The organism is Actinacidiphila sp. bgisy167 (genome assembly GCF_057707665.1).
On sequence record NZ_JBYIQP010000009.1, the window covers coordinates 79,822 to 100,761 of the forward strand.

The window sequence follows — 20,940 nt, forward strand, 5'->3', positions numbered from 1 at the left end:
CGCCGCCGTTCCGTTCGCGCCGCGACGAGGCGTGTGCGAGCGTCGTTGAAGGCGTATCCGCACACGCCGCGGGTAGGGAATCGGGCCCCGACGGTCCTACGGGAGGCGAGTGATGAAGCGACCCAGGATCCTGGTCGTCGGCGGCGGCTTCGCGGGCATGGAGTGCGCGCACCGGCTCGAGCGGCGGCTGAGTCACGACGAGGGCGAGATCCGACTGGTCACGCCCTGGAGCCATCAGCTCTACCTGCCCCTGCTGCCGCATGTGGCCGCCGGGGTGCTCACCCCGCAGGCGGTCGCGGTCCCGCTGCGCCGGATGCTGCACCGCACGACCGTCATACCCGGCCGGGCGATCGGGGTGGACCCGGCCGCCAAGGCCGTCGTGATCAAGAAGATCACCGACGAGGAGATCGTGGAGCCGTACGACTACCTGGTACTGGCCCCCGGCAGCGTGACCCGTACCTTCGACATCCCGGGCCTGAGCGAGTACGGGCGGGGGATGAAGACCCTCGCGGAGGCGGCGTACATCCGCGACCATGTCATCGCGCAACTGGACCTGGCGTCCGCCACCACCGACCAGGCCGAGTGGGAGTCGCGGCTGCAGTTCGTGGTGGTCGGAGGCGGCTACGCGGGCACGGAGACCGCCGCCGTGCTCCAGCGGCTCACGACAGCGGCGGCGAAGCGCTATCCGCGCCTCGACCCGGCGCTCATCAAGTGGCACCTGATCGACATCGCGCCCCGCCTGATGCCGGAACTCGGCGAGAAGCTCGGCCTGAAGGCTCTGCAGATCGTCCGCGAACGCGGCGTGGAGGTCTCGCTGGGCGTATCCGTCGCCGAGGTCACCCCCGACACCGTCACGTTCACCGACGGCCGCAAACTGCCCTGCCGCACCCTGATCTGGACCGCCGGCGTCGTGTCCAGCCCGCTGGTGACCACCCTCGGCACCGAGATCGCCAAGGGCCGGCTCGTCGCCGACGCCGAGATGCGCGTCCCTGGCGCCGATGGCGTCTTCGGACTCGGCGACGCCGCCGCGGTCCCCGACCTCGCGGTGGGCGGGGACGCGATCTGCCCGCCCACCGCGCAGCACGCCATGCGGCAGGGCAAGGCCGTCGCCGAGAACGTCGTCGCCGCGCTGCGCGGCCGTCCGATGCGGCCCTACCGGCACCGCGACCTCGGGCTCGTGGTGGACCTCGGGGGGATCGAGGCGGTCTCCAAGCCGCTCGGCATCCCGCTCAGCGGCCTGCCCGCGCAGGTGGTCGCGCGCGGCTACCACCTGGGCGCGCTGCGCACCTTCCCGGCGCGCTTCCGCGCCACCGCGGGCTGGTTCCTCAACGCCGTCGCCGGCGACGACTTCGTCCGCACCGGTTTCCAGGCCCGCAGGCCGGCCGCGCTGAAGGACTTCGAGGTCACCGACATCTACCTCAAGCCCGAGGAGATCCGCCGCCACGTCGAGTCGCTGCGCGCGACGGCCGCGTGAGCTCGCACCAGCTGTCCCACCACACCGCGCCATCCCGCATGCGAACAGGTCTGAACACATCTGAATATCTCTGAACGCCTCTGAATACATCTGAACTGAATACATCTGAACACCGACACCGCTGACGGCGAGGGACATGACCCAGCGACGTGAGACCCTGCGCATCGCCAACTGCTCCGGCTTCTACGGCGACCGCCTGTCTGCCGCCCGCGAGATGGTCGAGGGCGGCCCGATCGACGTACTGACCGGCGACTACCTCGCCGAGTTGACGATGCTGCTGCTCTGGAAGGCCCGGCAGCGCGACCCCGAGGCCGGCTACGCCACCTCCTTCCTCGCCCAGATGCGAGACGTCCTCGCCACCTGCCTGGACCGCGGCATCAAGATCGTCGTGAACGCCGGCGGGCTCAACCCCGCGGGGCTGGCCCGCAAGCTCCGCGAACTGGCCGCGGCGGCCGGGCTGCACCCCGTGGTCGCCCATCTGGAGGGCGACGACCTGCTCGACCAGCTGCCCGAAATCCAGCGCGCGGGCCACCCGTTCGCCCACCTGTCCACCGGCCTCCCGCTCGCCGACGCGGGCGTGCGCCCGCTCACCGCCAACGCCTACCTCGGCGGCTGGGGCATCGCCGAGGCCCTGCGCGCCGGGGCCGACGTCGTCATCTGCGGCCGCGTCACCGACGCCTCCCTCGTCGTCGGCCCCGCCGCCTGGGCCTTCGACTGGGCCACCGACGACTGGGACCGGCTCGCCGGCGCCGTCACCGCCGGGCACATCATCGAGTGCGGGGCCCAGGCCACCGGCGGCAACTACTCCTTCTTCACCGAGATCGAACGCCCCGTGCGCCCCGGCTTCCCCATCGCCGAACTGCGGCCCGACGGCTGCAGCGTCATCACCAAGCACGAGGGCACCGCGGGAGCGGTCACCGTCGACACCGTCACCGCCCAACTGCTGTACGAGATCGACCGCCCGGCCTACCTCAACCCCGACGTCGTCGCCCGCTTCGACACCGTGACGCTGCGGCAGGAAGGCCCCGACCGGGTGCTGGTCAGCGGCGCACGCGGCGAAGCCGCCCCGGACACCCTCAAGGTGTGCCTCAACCACCACGGCGGCTACCGCAATACGGCCGCCTTCGTGCTCACCGGCCCCGACATCGAGGCCAAGGTCCGCTTCGCCGAGGCGTCCCTGCTCGACGCGACCGGCGGGCCGTCCCGCTTCGAGACGTACGACCTGCGCACCGAGCCCACCGCGAACGGGGCGCGGCTCACCCTCACCGTCAAGGACCCCGACCGGGACAAAGTCGGCCGCGCCCTGTTCGGCGCCGTCGTCGGCACCGGCCTGTCCACCGCGCCCGGGCTGCACATGGAGCGTTTCTCCGCCAGGGCCACCGAGTACGGAGTCCACTGGCCGGCCCTCGTCCCCGCCGGCCTCGTCCGCCCCGAGGTCGTGCTCCAGGACGGCACCCGCATCCCGGTGCCGTGCCCGCCCGCCGCGTCGGCGGCACGCGTCCCGGCGCAGCCCCCGGCACCGCCCGCCCGGCCGACCGGGGGCACCACCGTGCGCGCCCCGCTGGGCCTGCTCGTCGGCGCCCGCTCCGGCGACAAGGGCGGCGACGCCAACGTCGGCCTGTGGACCCGCGACGACGCCGCCTACACCTGGCTGCGCGACTGGCTCGACGTCCCACGGTTGCGGACGCTGCTGCCGGAGGCGGCGGAACTCGCCGTCACGCGTCATGAGTTGCCCAATCTGCGCGCACTGAACTTCGTCCTCCACGGCCTGCTCGGCGACGGCGTCGCCGCCTCCACCCGACCCGACCCGCAGGCGAAGGGACTCGGCGAGTACCTGCGGGGGCTGGAGGCGGACGTTCCGGTCGGGCTCGTCCCAGGGCAGCGCCGCGCGGAGTGAGCGCACGCGCAGGGCACCGCCACCGGCGGGGCCCCCACGACACGTGCCGCGAAGGCGCGCCTCCCGGGCACGCCGCCGCCGCGCGGCCCGTGAACCGTGCTGGACCGCGCCGCCGGCTTGGTCGGCGAACGCCTCGCCGCGGCCGCAGAGTCCGTGCCGCATGGCGCCCGCGGCACGGGGGCCCGACGCACCCGTCGGTGCCGCCCGGCCCGCCGGTCTGCCGAAGCCCAGGACGCCGCCGCCCCACTGCGCCTGTCCGTCAGACGCGGAAGACCGCCCCGACGAATTCCGTCAGCAGCCGCTCCTTGAGCGGCACGGGCAGCGCGTCGAGCAGCGCGAGCACCGGCGCCGTCGGCCGCGGCAGGGCGCCGGCGCCCAGGCCCGCGAAGGCCGGCACCGCCGCCACCTCCGGCGGGCCCAGAGCGTCCGGGTCCGGCCCGGCCGAGACCTCGGCGATCCCCGGGTCCACCGCCACCGGTACGAGGGCGCGCGCCGCCTTCGGTGCGGCGTCAGATCGGCGAGGAGCGCGTCCACCAGCCCGGCCGCCGCAGGGGTCAGGGCCAGGTGCGGACTGGGCGGCAGCCCGCCGGAGGACAGTTGCGGCTGCAGGTACCAGCCGCGTTCGCGCATCTCGCCGGCGAGGTGGAGCCGCAGGCTCAGGTCGGGCGCGCCGTCGGCGCCCAGCAGCGTGAACGCGACGAGCCCGGCCTGCTGATCGCCCAGCACCGAACCCCCGCGACGGCAGGCAGTCCCTGCAGCAGCCGGTCGGCGGCCACGGCGGTGCGCTCGGCGAGCGCCCGGTTGCCGTCCTCGCCGATGTGCCGGGCCGGGCACCGTGCCGAAGGCGCCGGTGACCAGCGATCCCAGGCCGTAGCCGATCCGGACCTGCCGGGGCGGAGGCGGATCGGACGCACGGCCGGCGTCCTCGGCTGGTGAGGAGGGCAGCGTCTCCGACATGGCTCCCCCGCGGCGTCCGGGCCGTCAGAAGCGGGGCGGACGTCGCCACGCGTCCAGGTGCCCGCGCGTCAACCCGCGTACGCGTGACCCGCGTCCACCCCACCCGCGTACGCGGCGGCGCGGCGTGCCGTGCCCGGACGCCGCGCGTCGGAGGAGACCACACCCGCCCGGCGCTCGAACAGCCCTGTGGACGGGCGATTCACCCAAGCGCGGGCGCCGGCACCACCCGGCCCGTGACCTCGCCGAAGCCGATGCGGGTGCCGTCCGGGCCCGGGGCGGTCGCCGAGATGGCGAGCTCGTCGCCGTCCTCCAGGAACGTCCGCTTCGTCCCGTCCGCCAACACGAGCGGCTCCTCGCCGTTCCACGTCAGCTCGATCAGCGCGCCCCGCTGCTCGCGCCGCGGGCCGCTGACGGTGCCCGAACCGAAGAGATCGCCCGCCCGCAGCGAGGCGCCGTTCACCGTCATGTGGGTGAGCATCTGGGCGTACGTCCAGTACATGGTGGAGAACGGCGGACGGGAGACGACCTCGCCCCTCAGCCGGACCTCCACGGCGATGTCCAGCCCGCGCGGCGCGCTCCCCGTCCCCCGGTCGTCCAGGTAGGGCAGGATTCCCACGTCGTGCGCCGGCGGATCGACGCGTGCCGCCGACAGCGCGTCGAGGGGGACGATCCACGGGGAGACGGAGGTCGCGAAGGACTTCCCGAGGAACGGGCCGAGCGGCACCGTCTCCCAGGCCTGGATGTCCCGGGCGGACCAGTCGTTGAGCAGGCAGACCCCGAAGACGTGCTCCTCGGCTTCCGCCAGAGGCACCGGCACACCCTGCACCGTCGGACCGCCGACGACGAAACCGAGCTCGGCCTCGAAGTCCAGCCGCTCGCACGGCCCGAAGGACGGGGCGGACAGGCCGGCGCCCCTGCGCTGCCCGTTGGGCCGCACCACCGGCGTCCCCGACACGACGACCGTGCCGCTGCGGCCGTGGTAACCGATCGGCAGGTGCTTCCAGTTGGGCGGCAGCGGCTCCCCGTCCGGGCGGAAGATCCGTCCGACGTTCGTGGCGTGGTGCTCCGAGGCGTAGAAGTCCACGTAGTCCGCGACGTCGAAGGCGAGATGGAGCGTGACCGCGTCGCGCGGCAGCAGGTGCGGCTCGACGGCCGACCGGTGCGCCTCGTCGGTCAGCCAGGCGGTGATCAGCGACCGCACCGCGGTCCAGGCCGAACGGCCCGCCGCCAGCAGCGGGTTGAGCGTCGGCGCGGTCAGCAGCCCGGCCTCCGGACCGGCCGTGCCCGCTCCGGCGGCGCGAGCGGCGGCGCCCGCGTCGAGCACATGGTCTCCGATCGCGACGCCGATCCGGCGTTCCCGGGGACGGTCCGCGGTGGTGAAGACCCCGTAGGGCAGATTGCGGACGCCGAAGGGGGAGTCGTCCGGCACGGCGACCCAGGTGGGGGCGGCCATGGCACCTCCAGATACGTCGGGGCCGCGCTTCCTCGCGCGGTCGGCTCACCCTAACGTCCAGCGCGGCCTGCGCCGCTGTGCGGCCCCGCGTCGGTAATGTCGCCGGACATCGCCCGTTCCGCCCCTTCGCGCCCGTGGAGGACTGCGATCAGCCAACCCGGCAACCAGCCTCAGGAGGCCGACCAGCTGCGCGAACTGCTGCGCCGGCCCGAGTACCGCAGGACACTCGTGCTCTCCGCGCTGATCGGTGTTCCGGTGTCCTTGCTGGCCTTCTGGTTCCTCGTCGCGCTGCACGAACTGGAGCGGCTGCTGTGGCAGGTGCTGCCCGAGCGGTTCGGCTGGGCGGCGCCCGCGTGGTGGTGGCCGCTGCCGCTGCTCACCCTCGCCGGAGCGGCCGTGGGCCTGGTCGCCACCCGCCTGCCGGGTCGCGGCGGCCACATCCCGGCGGGCGGTCTGCACCCCGAAGGGCAGTCCCCCGCGGCGCTGCCCGGTGTGGTTTTCGCCGCGCTGGCGAGCCTGCCGCTGGGCGCGGTGCTCGGCCCCGAGGCCCCGCTGATCGCGTTCGGCGGGGGCGTCGCGCTGCTCTTCCGCGCCCTGGTCCGCAGGCCGGCCGCCCCGGGGAGCAACGCGCTGCTGGGCGCGGCCGGTTCCGCCGCGGCGATCGCCACCATCTTCGGCAACCCGGTGGTGGCCGCCGTCCTTCTGATGGAGGTGGCCGGTGTCGGCGGGCCGCGGCTGTTCGCCGTGATGCTGCCCGCCCTGCTCGCCAGCGGCGTGGGCGACATCGTGTTCACCGGCTTCGGGCGCTGGACGGGACTGCAGACGGCCCGGCTCGACATCGGCCTGCCCCGCCCGTCCACGCTCGACACGGGCGACGTGGTGTGGGGCGTGCTGCTCGCCCTGGCCGTCGGGGCGGTCGTGCACCTGATCGTCAGCGGCGGCAGGGCCGTCGCGGGGTTCGTCTCCGGTCGGCCGCTGCCGCGCACCGTGCTCTGCGCGCTGGCCGCCGGCGCCTGCGCCGCCGTGTACGCGCTGACCACGGGCCGTACGCCGGAGGACGTCGCCTCCTCCGGACAGGCGGCGCTGGCACGTATGGCCGCCGATCCGCAGGCATGGCCGGCCGGCGCCCTGGGCGCGGTGCTGCTGTGCAAGGGCGCCGGATACGCGCTGTGCCTGGGCAGCCTGCGCGGCGGCCCGGTCTTCCCCTCGCTCTTCCTGGGCGGCGCCGCAGGTCTCCTGGCTGCGCCGCTGCCGGGCTTCGGGGTGGTGCCGGCGATGGCGGCGGGTATGGCCGCGGCCGCCGCCGCCGCGATGCGCCTGCCGGTCAGCAGCGTGGTGCTCGTGGTGCTCCTGCTCGGCAACGCCGATTCTGTTCCGGTCGTGGTGCTCGCGGTGGTCGTGGCCTTCGTGGTGGTCGAACTGCTGCCCCCGGGACCGGACATCCCGCCCCTGCCGCCGCCGGGTGGGGGACCGCCCTCGGCACCGGGCCGGGCGCCGCGGCCGGTGTCCTCGCGGCCATGACGGACGCGTCGGGGTGGCGCGCCCGCCGCAGCGATCCACCGCGACGGGCGACGAAGGAACGCCCCCGCAGCGGCCTCGCCCCGAACCGCCGGCCTCACACCCTGAGCCGTGCGGGCCGGCGGAGCGAGCGGGGCCCGGCCCCCCGGCGGGTGGACGGCATCCGATGCCGCCCACGGGGTGGGTGGGGGCGCCCGCCGTGACCGGCCGGGAGGGCCCGGCGGCGGGGCTGCGGCCGCTACGGGTGTCTCCCGCCCGGCCGACCGTCGCTCTTCCCTGTTCGTGTCCGGTGCGGCCCGGACGTCCGGATCCGCTCCACCGGCGACAGCGGCGCGCCGCGCGGCGCCCGCCAGGAGGACCTGGTGCGTATCCCGGACGGGCCGGACAACCGCTCGCGGCGACGGGCCGGCCAGCGGGGGCGCTTGGCGGAGGAGCGCGTGCAACCCTCGCCTCCCGGCCGGGCCGCGACGGCCTCCGGTCAGGCGTTGCCGCCGACGACGGTGAAGCTCATCCAGGGCTCCGCGTCCGGCATGCCCGGGTTGCTGGTGTTCGTCGCCAGGTAGTAGCTCTCCGTGCCCTCCAGGTTCTTGCAGCCTGGGCCGGTGTGCAGGATCACGTCGTTGAGCGTGTTGTTCGTGACGGTCTTCGCACCCGTGGGCGGCAGGTGGTGGCAGCCGTCCACCGAGGGGCTGTCGATCTGCACCACCTTGTCGTCGGGGGTGGTGTACACCAGTGAGCCGACCGCTTTGGGGGTCAGGCCCGAGCAGCCCGCGGCGCCGAGCAGAAGGAACAGGGCGCCGGCGCGGATGCCGTGCCGCCGGAGATCTGCCAGATCTGCCATGGTGAGCGTCCTCGTCTGTGCGGAGAGCGGTGCGAAGGCAACGCTGCCCGGGCGCACCGGCGCTGTCATGCCGGAGGCGACCAGTCGGCTGAACGGCCCGTCACCGGCGCACGGGCGGGCCCCGCCATGAAGACGCCGAGGGCGCCGAAGACGCCTGTGGGCGGCACCGCCGGTCTCCCGTCGTGCCGCCCACAGGCGTCTGCGTGGTGTCCGAGGGGGGACTTGAACCCCCACGCCCGATAAAGGGCACTAGCACCTCAAGCTAGCGCGTCTGCCATTCCGCCACCCGGACAAGGTGTTCGCCACCCGGCTTTCGGCCTGGCGACGTGGAAAACAATAGCAAACATCCGGAGGTCCCCGATCGCAGGCTCCCAGCGGCCCACGCGTGACTGTCGCCCCGGGCCCCTCGCGGGTCGCGGCGGACGCGAGGGAGGATGGCCGGGACCGACGAACGAAGGAGACAACGTGAGTGAGTCGAACCCGGCCGTCCCCGCGATCACCGGAGAGGACGAGGTCGTCGACCTCTGCCGGGACCTGATCCGGATCGACACGAGCAACTACGGCGACCACTCGGGACCGGGTGAGCGGGCGGCTGCCGAGTACGTGGCGGAGAAGCTGGCCGAGGTCGGCCTGGAGCCGCAGATCTTCGAGTCGCACAAGGGGCGCGCCTCCACCGTCGCCCGCATCGCGGGCGAGGACCCCTCCCGTCCGGCCCTGCTGATCCACGGCCACACCGACGTCGTCCCCGCGAACGCGGACGACTGGACCCACCACCCCTTCTCCGGTGAGATCGCCGACGGGTGCGTCTGGGGCCGCGGCGCCGTCGACATGAAGGACATGGACGCGATGACCCTGGCCGTCGTGCGCGACATGCTGCGCAGCGGCCGCCGTCCGCCCCGCGACATCGTGCTGGCCTTCCTGGCCGACGAGGAGGCGGGCGGCGTCTACGGGGCACGGCACCTGGTCGACCGGCACCCCGGCCTCTTCGAGGGCGTGACCGAGGCCATCGGAGAGGTCGGCGGCTTCTCCTTCACCGTCAACGAGGACATCCGGCTGTACCTGATCGAGACAGCCCAGAAGGGCATGCACTGGATGCGCCTGACCGTGGACGGCACGGCCGGCCACGGCTCGATGACCAACACCGACAACGCCATCACGGAGCTGTGCGAGGCGGTCGGACGGCTCGGCAGGCATCAGTTCCCGGTGCGGGTGACCAAGTCGGTGCGGGGTTTCCTGGACGAGCTGGGCGACGCCCTGGGCACCGAGCTCGATCCGGAGGACATGGACGCCACGCTGGCCAAGCTGGGCGGCATCGCGAAGATCATCGGGGCGACCCTGCGCAACACGGCGGCCCCCACCATGCTTGGCGCGGGTTACAAGGTGAACGTCATCCCCGGTCAGGCCACCGCCCACGTGGACGGGCGCTTCCTGCCCGGGTACGAGGAGGAGTTCCTGGCCGACGTCGACCGGATCCTCGGTCCCCGCGTCAAGCGCGAGGACCTGCACTCCGACAAGGCGCTGGAGACCAGCTTCGACGGCGCCCTGGTCGAGGCCATGCAGGCGGCGCTGAAGGCGGAGGACCCGATCGCCCGTGCGGTGCCGTACTGCCTGTCCGGCGGTACAGACGCCAAGTCCTTTGACGACCTCGGCATCCGCTGCTTCGGGTTCGCCCCGCTGCAGCTGCCGCCGGAGCTCGACTTCGCGGGCATGTTCCACGGCGTGGACGAGCGCGTGCCGGTCGACGGACTGAAGTTCGGCGTGCGTGTTCTCGACCGTTTTCTCGCCAACTGCTGAAACGACGTTCGCATCATCGACATTTCTTGCCACTTAGCCGAAAAGAGTGAATGAATCCTGGTGGCAGTAGCGCGCCTTCCCTCTCGTCGTTGGTTCGTGTGCGGTCCGAGGTTGGGGCCGTTTTGCCAACAAGGAGGAAAAATGATCAAGAAGGTCGTCGCTGCTGCCGCTGTCACCGGAGGGCTCGTGGCTGCGGGTGCCGGCGTGGCCGTCGCCGACTCCGGCGCCCAGGCCGCCGCTGTCGGTTCCCCGGGGGTCCTCTCCGGCAATGTGATCCAGGTGCCTGTCAACATCCCCGTCAACCTGTGCGGCAACACCGTCAACATCCCGGGTGTGCTGAACCCGGCCCTGGGCAACGTCTGCGTCAACGACTGACGTCGCCGCGGGCCGCACTGCTGCAGGCCTGATCCCGGCGGCCCCGGATGAGCGATTTCCGCCTTTCGGGGCCGCTGCACCGGCTAGGGGTGGGACACCGGTTATCCGGCCCCGGGGGGTCATTCATTCCCCCGGCGGGCGACTGTCCGTCGGTTTCCATATCGGAAAAGCAAGAGGCAGGGACATTCAATGCGACAAGTCGCGAAAAAGGGGCTGCTCACGGCAGTCGCGACAGGCGGCGTGCTCGCCGTCACCGGCGGTATGGCCTACGCGGACTCCACCGCGTCCGGGGTCGCCGCCGGATCCCCGGGCGTTCTGTCCGGCAACACCATTCAGGCGCCGGTGAACATTCCGGTCAACGTCTGCGGCAACACCGTCAACGTCGTCGGGCTGCTCAACGCGGCGGCGGGCAACGTCTGTGTCAACGGCTCCGTCGACCACGGCGGGGTCCAGGGCTACGGCAAGGGCGCCAAGAGCTACGGCAAGAAGGCCGGTGGCGGCTACGGCGCCAAGGCCGCCGGAAGCTACCGCGACAAGGACGGCGGCTACGGCAAGGGTGGCTACGGCGGCAAGAGCTACGGCCAGGGTGCCAAGAGCTACGGCGGTGCCAAGGGCTACGGACAGAACCGCACCCTCGGTGCCGGCGGCCACGGGCACGGCAGCGGCGCCTCGGCCCGCGGCGCGGCGGTCGGTTCCCCGGGCGTCCTGTCCGGGAACGTGATCCAGGCGCCGGTCAACATCCCGGTCAACGTCTGCGGCAACACGGTCAACATCCCGGGCGTGCTGAACCCGGCGCTGGGCAACACCTGCGCCAACACCGGTGGCCACTACCACGAGCAGGGCGGCAAGGGCCAGCACCACGGTCCTGACAAGCACGGCGACCGCAACAAGCCGGGCAAGGAGCACGGCGGCGGTGGTGGCGGCGGTGGTGGCGCCGGCGGCGGTGGCGGCGGTGGCGGCGGCGGTGGCGGTGGCGGCAAGCAGGCTATGGGCCACGGCGGTCCGTCCCTGGCCCGCACCGGTGCCGGCGACGTGGCGACAGGACTGCTGACCAGCGCCGGTCTGCTGCTGGGTGGTGCGCTGCTCTACCGCCGTGCCCGCACGGTCAAGAACTGAGCGTCACGGTCTCACCCTTTCGGGGCCCCGCGTTTCGCGGGGCCCCGTTCCATGTCCGGGACGCCTCACCAGGTGGCGCGTATCTGCCGGATGATCCGGCGGCGGAGCCGCACCCTTCGGCTGCCGTCCGGGTAGAGGCGGAGCCGGTCGAGCTCCCAGTGACCGTACTCGGCGTGGTCGGTCAGCAGGCGATGAGCCTCCTTGCGGGAGACCTCACGTGGCACGTACACATCTCTGAATTCGTATTCGGGCATCGCATCCATTGTGCGGGGAACGCCTCCATACGGATAGCGTCTTCTGCATGTCTGATGCCGCGCAGCCCGCCGTCGCCGAGGTACGAGCCGCCGTCGAGGCGGTGAAAGCCGCGCTGGACCGCCATCTGGCCGCGGTCGAGAACCGCACCGGGGAGGACGATCCCGCGGTCCACCGGGCCTTCGAGGCGCTCGCCTCGGCCGCCGAGGCCTACGACGAGCTGCTCTACGACACCTATGACGAGGTCACACCCTTCGAGGTGCCGCTCGGGGACACCCTGCCGGACTACTCCGGGCCCGCGGAACCGGACGCGATCAGTGTGCTGATCCGCCGGGACTACACCGTGGCCGACCCCGAGCGGCTGCGCCGGCAGGCGGAACGGCTCTCCGAGTCCGCCGCGGCCGACGGTGGGGACGTCGGCGCGGCGGTGGGTGTCCTCTTCGGGGAGTACGAGCCCGACGAGATCGCCGAGCGCCACAGCGAGTTCGGCCTGGAGGAGGGAGACTCCACGCTCTGGGTCACCGCGGCGGGGCCCGCGGAGCCGGGCGAATGGCTCTCCGCGCCCTTCGACCAGGTGGACCCGCGGCATCTGCTCTGCCGCTTCGACGTCAGCGCGGTCTACGACGACGAGGCCGACGCGGACGCACTCGACCGACTGGCCTGAGCCGGCGCCGGGGCGGCTCCGCGGCGAGGCCCGCGGAGCCGGAACGGGGCCCGGGGAGCCGCCCCGGGCCCACGCGGCGATCATTCGGCGGCGGTGGCCGCCTGCTCGCGCAGGATGTCCCGCAGCCGAGTCGTCCGCTCCCTCGGGGGGACCTCCGCCACGGCGCGCGGGAGCGCCTGCTCGACGCCCTGCACCACCGACAGATGGCGCTCCCCGCGGCTGAAGGCGGTGTAGATCCAGGCCCGGGTGAGGATCTCCGCGGCGTCCCCCGGCAGGACCACCACGGCGGCCGGCCAGCGGCGGCCCGCCGCCTGGTGCGCGGTGATCGCCCAGCCGTGCCGCACCACGGAGGGCACCGCGTCGGGCACGACCACCACGGGAGTGCCCCCGCAGTCGAGCCGCAGGCCCTGCGCGTCTGCGGAGACGACCGTGCCCGGGACGGCCGCCCCCGGTGTCGGGGCGTACACGATCCGGTCGCCGGGGTCGAAGCCCGCGAAGCGGCCCGGTCCGGGGTTGAGACGCTCCTTGAGCGCGGTGTTGAGCGCCCCGGTGCCTGCGGCGCCGCCGTGCACCGGAGTGATCACCTGGGTCTGCTCCGGGGGTACGCCGATGACCCGGGGCACGGAGTCCACGACCAGCTGGACGGTGCGGTGCACGGCTTCTCCCGCGTCCCGCACCGGGACGATCACGACCTCCCTGCCCGGGGCGTCGACGGCGGCCAGTTCGCCGAAGCCGATGCCGGAGACCAGCTCGCCGACCGGGCCCGGGTCAGGCGTGCGCGAGGCGACCTGCGGGCACACCTTCGCCGCCAGCAGGTCGGCGAAGACCCGGCCGGGCCCTGCGGACCACAGCACCGCCGGGTCACCGGAGAGCACCAGGCGCGCCCCGTCGGGAACGGACTCGACCAGGGTCGCGGCCGTCTCCACGTCGAGCTGGGGCGCGTCCAGCACCGCCAGCAGGTCGAGCGCCAGCGCGTCGTCCTCGTCGCGGCCGGGGCCCTCGGAGCCCGAGAGCAGCCCGGCGAGGGTGGCAGTCGCCTCCGTGTCCACGGAGCCGGCGAGCCGCCGCCTGCCGTCCTCGGTGGCCGCGACGGCATAGGCCCGCAGTCCGAGGGAGCGCGCGGCCGCCACCAGCGCCGCCGGCTCCTCCCGGGCGGCCTCCCCGCCGGTGTGCAGGACCAGCCCGCTTGAGGCGACCGCCCGGATCAGCGCGGCGGCGGACGGCGACGGGACCGCGCCCGCCGCGCCCTCCCAGTCCTGCGGCATCTCGTCCCGCGAGGCCTCGTCCCGCGACGCGTCCGCGTCGATGGTGTTCAGCAGCCTGCCCAGGCCGTCCGCGAGGCTCTCCTCGGCCAGGGCGTAGCGGTCCAGGCCGAGAAGCAGCCGAACCGGGGCCTCGTCGTCGTCCTCCTCCCCGGCCGCCGGACGGGCGTCCACGCGCTCGTCCGGTACGTGGAAGACGAGCACCAGGCCGTCCGCGACCGCGGCCCTCAGGGTCTCCTCGGCGTCGGTGACACCGTTGCGTTCGAGCGCCGCGCCGAGCGCGCCCCACTCGAGCGCGGTGTGGCCGCGCTCGGCCGCCCGCTCCAGCAGCCAGACGACCAGCGCCCGCACCCGCCGCGGGTCGTCGGGGTCGCAGCCGCTGCCGAGGAGCGCCTTGGCGAAGCCGTCCGCCTGGTCCACCCGGACCCCGGCGAGCGCCAGCACCTGCCACGGGTCCTCGCGCAGCGCATCCCCGGCCCGCTCGCCCAGCGCCGCCACGGCGGCCTCTGCCAGGCTCTCCGGGGCCCCGCCCGCCGCCAGCACCGTCCGCGCGGCTGCCACGGCGTCCCCGCTGAGCCGAGCCGGCAGCACGGGCGGCGCCGCGGGGCCCGACACCGGCGCGGGGGAGGGGGCCGCCGCGGGGCGCGGCGGCGTGGGACGCGCGGACCCCCCGCTCCGGGCGGGCGCCGGGCGCTCCCCGCGCTCGATGGCGCGCACCGCGGCGGCCAGGTCCGTGAGTTCGGCGGGCAGCTGCGAACCGACGCCCTCGGTGGACGGCCGGGGAGCCGGGGTCTCCTCGCCGGCAGCCTCCTCCGGCACGGCGCGCCCCTCGGGGTCGCGCCCCGCGCGCTCCTCGCGGTCCTCGGTCACGGTGGCCTCCGTTGTACGGCGGACTACGGTCGGGGCCCGATCACAGCGTGCTCCAGTCGTGGTCCGGATAGCGGTGCACCGGCGCAGAAACGTCGTCCAGCGCCTGGCAGATCTCATCCGGAAGACTAAGGGTCTCCACTGACAACGCCTCCGCGAGCTGCCTGGCGGTACGCGCCCCGACGATCGGCGCCGTGACCCCGGGGCGGTCCCGCACCCAGGCGAGCGCCACCTGCAGCGGGCTGGCTGCCAGTCCGTCGGCCGCTATGGCGAGCGCGTCCACGATGCGCCGGGCGGTGCCGTCGAGGTAAGGGGCGACGAAGGGCGCCATGTCCGCGGAGCCACCGCGGGAGTCCTGCGGGGTCCCGTGCCGGTACTTGCCGGTCAGCACCCCGCGGCCCAGCGGCGAGGAGGGCAGCAGCCCGACCCCCAGGTCCAACGCGGCGGGCAGCACCTCGCGTTCGATCCCGCGCTGCAGCAGCGAGTACTCCATCTGCGTGCTGGCCAGCGGTGTGCGCGTCGGCACGGCCTGCTGCCAGGTGGCCGCCTTCGCCAGCTGCCAGCCGCAGAAGTTGGACACCCCCACGTAGCGGGCGCGGCCGGAGCTCACTGCGAGGTCGAGGGCCTGCAGGGTCTCTTCGAGCGGGGTGGCGGAGTCGTACGCGTGCACCTGCCACAGGTCGACGTGGTCCGTCCCGAGCCGCTCCAAGGAGGCGTCCAGCGCGGCCAGCAGATGGCCGCGTGAGGCGTCGAAGCGGCGGTCGGGGTCGGGGACGCTGCCGGCCTTGGTGGCGATCACCAGGTCCGAGCGCGGCACCACGTCCTCGATCAGCCGCCCGAGGAGGTACTCGGCTCCGCCGTCCCCGTACACGTCCGCGGTGTCCACGAGCGTGCCGCCGGCCTCCCAGAAGGCCTTGAGCTGGTCGGCGGCGTCGAGTTCGCCGGTGTCGCGTCCCCAGGTCAGTGTGCCGAGCCCGAGCCGGGACACGCGAAGACCCGTGCGGCCGAGGTGCCTTTGCTCCATGAGGGGTGAGATTACTGGTCGTCGGGAGCTTTGGGCAGAAGTGACGTACCCGACAGGCTCCGGCGCGCGCCGGGACCCGGTAGGGTCCGGGGGACAACGACGTTACTCATCGGTAAGGGGATCGCCATGCGGCTCGGGATCAATCTCGGATACTGGGGCGCCGGGATGGACGCCGACAACCTCGCCGTGGCACGGGAGGCGGACCGCCTCGGCTACGCCGTGTGCTGGGCGGCCGAGGCCTACGGCTCGGACGCGCCCACCGTGCTGGCGTGGGTGGCCGCGCAGACCGAGCGCATCGACGTCGGATCGGCCATCCTCCAGATCCCGGCCCGGACGCCCGCGATGACGGCGATGACCGCCGCCACCCTCGACTCCCTGTCGGGCGGCCGCTTCCGGCTGGGCCTCGGCGTTTCCGGGCCCCAGGTCTCCGAGGGCTGGTACGGCGTCAGGTTCGACAAGCCGCTGGCCCGCACGCGCGAGTACGTCGAGATCGTCCGCAAGGCGATGTCCCGGGAACGGCTGAGCCACGAGGGCGCGCACTGGACGCTGCCGCTGCCCGGCGGCCCCGGCAAGGCGCTCAAGCTGACGGTGCACCCGGTGCGCGAGCGCGTCCCGCTGTACATCGCGGCGATCGGCCCGAAGAACCTGGAGCAGACCGGCGAGATCGCCGACGGCGCGCTGCTGATCTTCGCCTCCGCCGGCCATCTGGAGGACACCGCGCTCCGCCACATCCGGGCGGGCCGGGAGAAGGCCGGGAAGACCATGGACGGCTTCGACGTCTGCCCGACCGTGCCGCTGGCCGTCGGCGAGGACGTGGACGCCCTGGCCGACCTCTTCCGCCCCTACACGGCCCTGTACGTGGGCGGCATGGGAAGCCGGGAGCAGAACTTCTACAACAGGCTGGCGCAGCGCATGGGGTACGAGAAGGAGGCGGCCGAGATCCAGGACAAGTACCTGGCCGGCGACAAGGACGGCGCGGCCGCCGCGATCCCGCGCGAACTCATCGACGCGACCACCCTGCTGGGCTCCGTGGCGCGGATCGCCGACCGGATGCAGGCCTACGCGGCCGCCGGCGTCACCACGCTGACCCTGTCCCCGGCCGGATTCACCCTCGACGAGCGGGTCGCCGCGCTGCGGGCGGGCGTCGAGGCGCTGGAGCGCGCAGGGCTCGCGGAGTAGCCGGGTCGGCGGGCGGCCGCAGGGGGAGCGGCCACACCGGTCCCGGCTCAGCCCTGGACCAGGCGCCCCATCATCCGCCCGAAGTCGATCAAGCGCGCTATCTGGCCCGCCCCGCCGTCGTCGAGGGACTTGCTGAACCGGAACGACTCCGGGCGGAAGCGGGCGGCGGTGACCGAGCCGTCGGCGTCGCCGCGCACCGCGCTCAACTCCTGCGGCATGGTGGTCGCCAGCACCACAAACACCCCGCGGTCGATCCGCCGGCCCTGCTCGTCGCGGCCCACCAGGGTGCGCATGCCGACGTGGCCGATCGCCGCCAGGGGCAGCACCTGCACGGAGGAGTCCAGCACCAGGCCGCCCGGCGCGTCCTCGTCGGCCACCTCCTCGCTGTGCCACAGGATGAGCCGCCGGCCGTCGCAGACGGCGGCCTCCTGCCACACCGAGGTGCCGGCCTCCGTCAGGTCGACGACGCGTTCGAGGGTGAAACCGCGGACCCGCCGCCTGCCCAGGACGCCGTCGATCGCCTCGAGAGCCACATCGGCGTGGAGGAAATAGGCGCGTGCCGCATCGTCAAGGCGTGCGTAAGGGGCCCAGTCCGATCCCGCCGGGCCCCCGGGCAGCGCCGTCGTCCGGCTGCGCGTCGCCTTGCTGAACATGTCTAGGTCGTGACCCCTCCGAGGGGCTATGAAATCACGGGCACTTCGGCCTGCGGCAGGGCCCCTCGGTTTCCGCGGCCGTGGTGGGGGCTCGGGGGTCTTCCCCGCCACGGCCGTCACCAAACACAACGCCCGGAAGCGCCCGGGGTTACGCGCCGTGCCGGACGGCGCTCATCCGATCGGCCGATTCGGCGCCCGGGGAGGTTGCCCCGTTCCCGGACGGCGACTTGACTCTCCCTTGCGAATGCCCGATTCGCGCAGGAGGTACGGCATGCTCTCCGCCCGGAATCTGTTCCAGGAGATCCTCGACAACGACGACTCTTTCCGGCTGTTCTGCTCGATCGCCGCCAGCGGGGAGTCGCAGGGCGGCTGGGAGAACGGAAGGATCGCCGCGCTGGTCCCCGAGTCCCAGCGGGAACTGGCCCCCAAGATCGCCCGGCACGGCGCGGACGAGGACAAGCACGGCCGGATCTTCCACGCCCTGATGCGCAAGCGCGGCCTCGAACCCGTGCCGGTCCCGCCCGAGGCCGACTACACCATGCTCCTCGAGCGCGGCGGCATCGGTCTCGCCCACGACAAGCTGCGCCGCGACGAGCCGCTGACGGAGCGGGACATCGTCACCTACCTCGCGCACAGCCGGGTCACCGAACAGCGTGCCTCCGAGCAGATGGCGCTGCTCACCAGGTACTTCGCCGGCCATGCCGGCATCGGCAGGGCGGTCCGCATGATCTCCGCCGACGAGGACAACCACCTCGCCTACTGCCACGAGGAACTGCTGCGCCTTGCCGACGCCGGCCACGGCGCGACCATCGAGCGCACCCTGCGCGAGTGCGCCCACGCCGAGATCCGCGTCCACCGCGACGTGAGCCTGGCCGTCATGGGGCACATGGGGCGGATCCTCGGCTGGTCCAGGGCGAAGGCGGCGGTGCTGCGCGCCGGCATCCACGGGGCCTACGCGTACGAACGGCTGGCCGGCTGGCGGCGGATGGTCCGGCTCGCCATGCCCCAGCGGCGTGACGCCCTCGGCGGTCCCGAGCCCGCGGCGGAACCGGCTCTCTGAACGGGCTTCCGCCCCCGGCCGGCGTGCCGCGCGGGACGCCGGAGCCGCTCGGGGTCGGCGTGCCGCTCGAACGTTCCGGTACGGCAGGGCCCCGGACACGGCGACGACGGCCAGGTCCGCGGGGCGGTCCCACGGCGGCCCGCGACGGGCTCCGGGCTCGTACACGATCCCCCGGCAGGCGGCCGTCACCGGCGGCGCCCCCTCCGGCGCCTCGGCGAGGTCCTCGGAGGCGTCGGTCCGCTCCCCCGACGCGGTGGACGGCAGAGTCGGCGATCGCCTCTGTCCCTTTCCGCGCTCCGCCGGCACCACACCGGACACCTGTGGCCGTAGGGTGGCGGGCATGCCCACCGTGATCCTGGTCCGGCACGGCCGGTCCACCGCCAATGCGGAGAAAGTGCTGGCCGGACGGCTCCCCGGAGTCGCCCTCGACGAGACCGGACGCGACCAGGCCGCGGCGCTGGCGGCCCGGCTGGCCGGACTGCCGCCGGCCGCCGTCGTCACCAGCCCGCTGCAGCGGTGCCGGGAGACCGTGCAGCCGCTGCTGGACGCGCTGCCCGGTGTGCCGCTCCATGTCGAGGAGCGGATCACGGAGTGCGCCTACGGCGACTGGAGCGGCCGCAAGCTCGCCGAGCTGGCCGACGAGCCGCTGTGGGGCGTGGTGCAGCGCTATCCCTCGGCCGCCGTCTTCCCCGGTGAGGAGGGCGAGTCGGTGCGCGCCATGCAGAACCGCGCCGTCGACGCGGTACGCGAGTGGAACACGCGCATCGAGGAGACCCACGGACCTGACGCGCTCTATGTGATGTGCTCCCACGGCGACGTCATCAAGTCGATCGTCGCCGACGCCCTCGGCGTGCACCTGGACCTCTTCCAGCGCATCGCCGTCGATCCCTGCTCGGTCACCGCCATCCGCTACACCCAGGAGCGGCCCTTCCTGCTCCGGCTCGGGGACACCGGCAGCCTGGACGGCCTGCGCCCGAGGGAGCGGCCCGCCGCGGCCCCGGGTGACGCGGAGGTCGGAGGCGGCGCGGGCGCATCGTGATCAGCTTCCGCAGTAGGGTGGACCGAACCGCCAAGAGACCGAACTAACGGAGCAGGACGTGCCTCGTCAGGTGTTCCTCTACGACAAGCCGGAACGCTTCGTCGCCGGCACCGTGGGCCAACCAGGTCAACGCGCCTTCTTCCTGCAGGCGAGCGCCGCCGGCCGGACGACCAGCGTCGCGCTGGAGAAGACCCAGGTCGAGGCCCTCGCCGAGCGCATCGACGAACTGCTGGACGAGGTCGTGCGCCGCACCGGCGGCGCCGCCCCGGTGCCGGCCGTGGCCCCCGCGGAGCTGATGGACAACAAGCCGCTCGAGGTCCCCGTCGAGGAGGAGTTCCGGGTCGGCACGATGGCCCTGGCCTGGGACGGCGCCGAGGAACGGATGATCCTCGAGGCCCAGGCGCTGGTCGAGATCGAGGCCGAGGACGAGGACGGCCTCGAGGCGGCCGAGGAGATGCTCCTGCAGGACGAGGAGAACGGGCCCCCGCTGCTGCGGGTGCGCCTGACCGGCGCCCAGGCCCGCTCCTTCGCCAAGCGCGCCCTCGACGTCGTCGCGGCCGGCCGCCCGCCCTGCCCGCTGTGCAGCCTGCCCCTGGATCCGGAAGGACACGTATGCCCGCGTCAGAACGGGTACCGGCGGTCGGCGACGGCCTGAGCGGGGACATAGCGGCCGAGCTGCTCACGCATGGCGAACTGACCGTGCGCGGGCGGCTGCGCGACGCCTCCAACGCGGTGCTCTACTGCGCCGTCGAGCACGACGGGGTGTCCGCCCACTGCGTGTACAAGCCGGTGGCCGGCGAGCGGCCGCTGTGGGACTTCCCCGACGGGACGCTCGCGCAGCGCGAGGTCGCCGCCTATCTGGTCTCCGAGGCCACCGGCTGGAGCCTGGTGCCGCCGACCGTGCTGCGGGACGGCCCGTACGGCCAGGGGATGGTCCAGCTGTGGATCGAGACCACGCCGGAGGACGGCGAAGGGCTCCTCGCTCTCGTCGAGGGGGAGGAGCCGGGCGAGGGTTGGAAGGCCGTCGGCTTCGCCGAGGTCGGCGAGGGCCGCACCGCGCTGCTGGTCCACGCCGACGACCCCCGGCTGCGCCGGCTGGCCGTCCTGGACGCCGTGATCAACAACGCCGACCGCAAGGGCGGCCACCTGCTGCCGGCCGCGGACGGGCAGCTGTACGCGATCGACCACGGCGTGACCTTCAACACGCAGAACAAACTCCGCACGCTGCTGTGGGGCTGGGCCGGCGAAGCGCTCACCGACGAGATCGTCGAAGTCCTCGGCACGCTCTCCGCGCAGCTCGCCGACGGCAGCCTCGGCGCCCGGCTCGCGGAGCTCATCACGGCCGACGAGCTCGGGGCGCTGCGGGACCGCGTCGCCGCGCTGCTGGCCTCCGGGCGCCATCCCGAGCCCTCCGGGGAGTGGCCCGCGATCCCCTGGCCGCCCATCTGATCCGCGGCCCCGGACGTCCCGGCGCGTACACCGGGTCGTTTGTCGCGGACGCGGGCGGTTAATCTC

The 20,940-nt window shown here is 73.7% G+C and carries 18 protein-coding genes, 1 tRNA gene and 1 pseudogene; 12 read left to right on the plus strand and 8 right to left on the minus strand.

The window, feature by feature from the left end; all coding sequences use genetic code 11:
- Nucleotides 1-112: 112 nt before the first annotated feature.
- Nucleotides 113-1,474 carry an NAD(P)/FAD-dependent oxidoreductase gene (locus AC3ET4_RS05840; protein WP_431946610.1) on the plus strand — a complete coding sequence of 454 codons (1,362 nt, stop codon included), beginning with the start codon at nucleotides 113-115 and terminating at the stop codon, nucleotides 1,472-1,474.
- A gap of 136 nt (nucleotides 1,475-1,610) precedes the next feature.
- On the plus strand, nucleotides 1,611-3,371 hold the full coding sequence (locus AC3ET4_RS05845) for an acyclic terpene utilization AtuA family protein (RefSeq protein ID WP_431946612.1): 1,761 nt from the start codon (nucleotides 1,611-1,613) through the stop codon (nucleotides 3,369-3,371).
- Nucleotides 3,372-3,630: 259 nt separating this feature from the next.
- On the opposite strand, the pseudogene AC3ET4_RS05850 reads toward AC3ET4_RS05845, so the two are convergent.
- Nucleotides 3,631-4,195 (minus strand): annotated as a pseudogene (locus AC3ET4_RS05850) (aspartate aminotransferase family protein); the annotation flags it as partial.
- 332 nt (nucleotides 4,196-4,527) lie between these two features.
- Complete coding sequence (gene fahA, locus AC3ET4_RS05855) at nucleotides 4,528-5,781, minus strand: fumarylacetoacetase (protein ID WP_431946614.1); 1,254 nt, start codon at nucleotides 5,779-5,781, stop codon at nucleotides 4,528-4,530.
- A gap of 96 nt (nucleotides 5,782-5,877) precedes the next feature.
- Here fahA and AC3ET4_RS05860 point away from each other — a divergent pair, with 96 nt between their 5' ends.
- The gene (locus AC3ET4_RS05860) at nucleotides 5,878-7,302 is read left to right on the plus strand and encodes a chloride channel protein (RefSeq protein ID WP_431946616.1); all 1,425 of its coding nucleotides are present in this window, start codon (nucleotides 5,878-5,880) and stop codon (nucleotides 7,300-7,302) included.
- Nucleotides 7,303-7,777: 475 nt separating this feature from the next.
- Here the strand turns inward: AC3ET4_RS05860 and AC3ET4_RS05865 are convergent, their stop codons facing one another.
- The gene (locus AC3ET4_RS05865; RefSeq protein WP_431946618.1) at nucleotides 7,778-8,140 is read right to left on the minus strand and encodes a hypothetical protein; all 363 of its coding nucleotides are present in this window, start codon (nucleotides 8,138-8,140) and stop codon (nucleotides 7,778-7,780) included.
- A 204-nt stretch (nucleotides 8,141-8,344) separates the two neighbouring features.
- Nucleotides 8,345-8,432, minus strand: a tRNA-Leu gene (locus AC3ET4_RS05870).
- 173 nt (nucleotides 8,433-8,605) lie between these two features.
- Here AC3ET4_RS05870 and AC3ET4_RS05875 point away from each other — a divergent pair.
- The 3 genes from AC3ET4_RS05875 to AC3ET4_RS05885 all read left to right on the plus strand — a co-directional run bounded on the left by AC3ET4_RS05875 (nucleotide 8,606) and on the right by AC3ET4_RS05885 (nucleotide 11,425).
- Nucleotides 8,606-9,934, plus strand: a complete 1,329-nt coding sequence (locus tag AC3ET4_RS05875; RefSeq protein ID WP_431946620.1) for a M20/M25/M40 family metallo-hydrolase — start codon at nucleotides 8,606-8,608, stop codon at nucleotides 9,932-9,934.
- 141 nt (nucleotides 9,935-10,075) lie between these two features.
- Nucleotides 10,076-10,309, plus strand: coding sequence for a chaplin (locus AC3ET4_RS05880; RefSeq protein WP_431946622.1), 234 nt, complete (start codon nucleotides 10,076-10,078; stop codon nucleotides 10,307-10,309).
- Nucleotides 10,310-10,498: 189 nt separating this feature from the next.
- Entirely contained in the window at nucleotides 10,499-11,425 is a 927-nt protein-coding gene (locus tag AC3ET4_RS05885) for a chaplin (RefSeq protein WP_431946623.1), read from the plus strand.
- Between the two features lie 65 nt (nucleotides 11,426-11,490).
- Here the strand turns inward: AC3ET4_RS05885 and AC3ET4_RS05890 are convergent, their stop codons facing one another.
- Nucleotides 11,491-11,679: a DUF5703 family protein gene (locus AC3ET4_RS05890; RefSeq protein WP_431946624.1), complete on the minus strand. Its 189-nt coding sequence runs from the start codon at nucleotides 11,677-11,679 to the stop codon at nucleotides 11,491-11,493.
- Nucleotides 11,680-11,726: 47 nt separating this feature from the next.
- On the opposite strand from AC3ET4_RS05890, the gene AC3ET4_RS05895 reads away from it, so the two are divergent.
- Nucleotides 11,727-12,341, plus strand: a complete 615-nt coding sequence (locus AC3ET4_RS05895; protein WP_431946625.1) for a hypothetical protein — start codon at nucleotides 11,727-11,729, stop codon at nucleotides 12,339-12,341.
- A gap of 80 nt (nucleotides 12,342-12,421) precedes the next feature.
- Here the strand turns inward: AC3ET4_RS05895 and AC3ET4_RS05900 are convergent, their stop codons facing one another.
- Together AC3ET4_RS05900 and AC3ET4_RS05905 are read right to left on the minus strand one after the other, a co-directional pair.
- Nucleotides 12,422-14,473 carry a helix-hairpin-helix domain-containing protein gene (locus AC3ET4_RS05900; protein ID WP_431946627.1) on the minus strand — a complete coding sequence of 684 codons (2,052 nt, stop codon included), beginning with the start codon at nucleotides 14,471-14,473 and terminating at the stop codon, nucleotides 12,422-12,424.
- A gap of 40 nt (nucleotides 14,474-14,513) precedes the next feature.
- Entirely contained in the window at nucleotides 14,514-15,494 is a 981-nt protein-coding gene (locus tag AC3ET4_RS05905; RefSeq protein ID WP_431946628.1) for an aldo/keto reductase, read from the minus strand.
- Between the two features lie 126 nt (nucleotides 15,495-15,620).
- Between AC3ET4_RS05905 and AC3ET4_RS05910 the strand changes: the two genes are divergently transcribed.
- Nucleotides 15,621-16,673 (plus strand): LLM class F420-dependent oxidoreductase, encoded by a 1,053-nt coding sequence (locus tag AC3ET4_RS05910; protein ID WP_431946629.1) that lies wholly within the window; start codon nucleotides 15,621-15,623, stop codon nucleotides 16,671-16,673.
- A 47-nt stretch (nucleotides 16,674-16,720) separates the two neighbouring features.
- Here AC3ET4_RS05910 and AC3ET4_RS05915 read toward each other — a convergent pair whose 3' ends face one another.
- Nucleotides 16,721-17,326 carry a hypothetical protein gene (locus AC3ET4_RS05915; RefSeq protein ID WP_431946631.1) on the minus strand — a complete coding sequence of 202 codons (606 nt, stop codon included), beginning with the start codon at nucleotides 17,324-17,326 and terminating at the stop codon, nucleotides 16,721-16,723.
- 271 nt (nucleotides 17,327-17,597) lie between these two features.
- Between AC3ET4_RS05915 and AC3ET4_RS05920 the strand changes: the two genes are divergently transcribed.
- The 4 genes from AC3ET4_RS05920 to AC3ET4_RS05935 all read left to right on the plus strand — a co-directional run bounded on the left by AC3ET4_RS05920 (nucleotide 17,598) and on the right by AC3ET4_RS05935 (nucleotide 20,874).
- Complete coding sequence (locus AC3ET4_RS05920) at nucleotides 17,598-18,386, plus strand: ferritin-like domain-containing protein (protein ID WP_431946633.1); 789 nt, start codon at nucleotides 17,598-17,600, stop codon at nucleotides 18,384-18,386.
- 340 nt (nucleotides 18,387-18,726) lie between these two features.
- Nucleotides 18,727-19,425 carry a histidine phosphatase family protein gene (locus AC3ET4_RS05925; protein ID WP_431946635.1) on the plus strand — a complete coding sequence of 233 codons (699 nt, stop codon included), beginning with the start codon at nucleotides 18,727-18,729 and terminating at the stop codon, nucleotides 19,423-19,425.
- 58 nt (nucleotides 19,426-19,483) lie between these two features.
- A complete protein-coding gene (locus AC3ET4_RS05930; protein WP_431946637.1) occupies nucleotides 19,484-20,080 on the plus strand; it encodes a DUF3090 domain-containing protein in 597 nt (198 codons plus the stop codon).
- A complete protein-coding gene (locus AC3ET4_RS05935) occupies nucleotides 20,038-20,874 on the plus strand; it encodes an SCO1664 family protein (protein WP_431946639.1) in 837 nt (278 codons plus the stop codon). Before AC3ET4_RS05930 ends, AC3ET4_RS05935 begins: the two co-directional genes overlap by 43 nt.
- The last annotated feature ends 66 nt before the right edge of the window (nucleotides 20,875-20,940 follow it).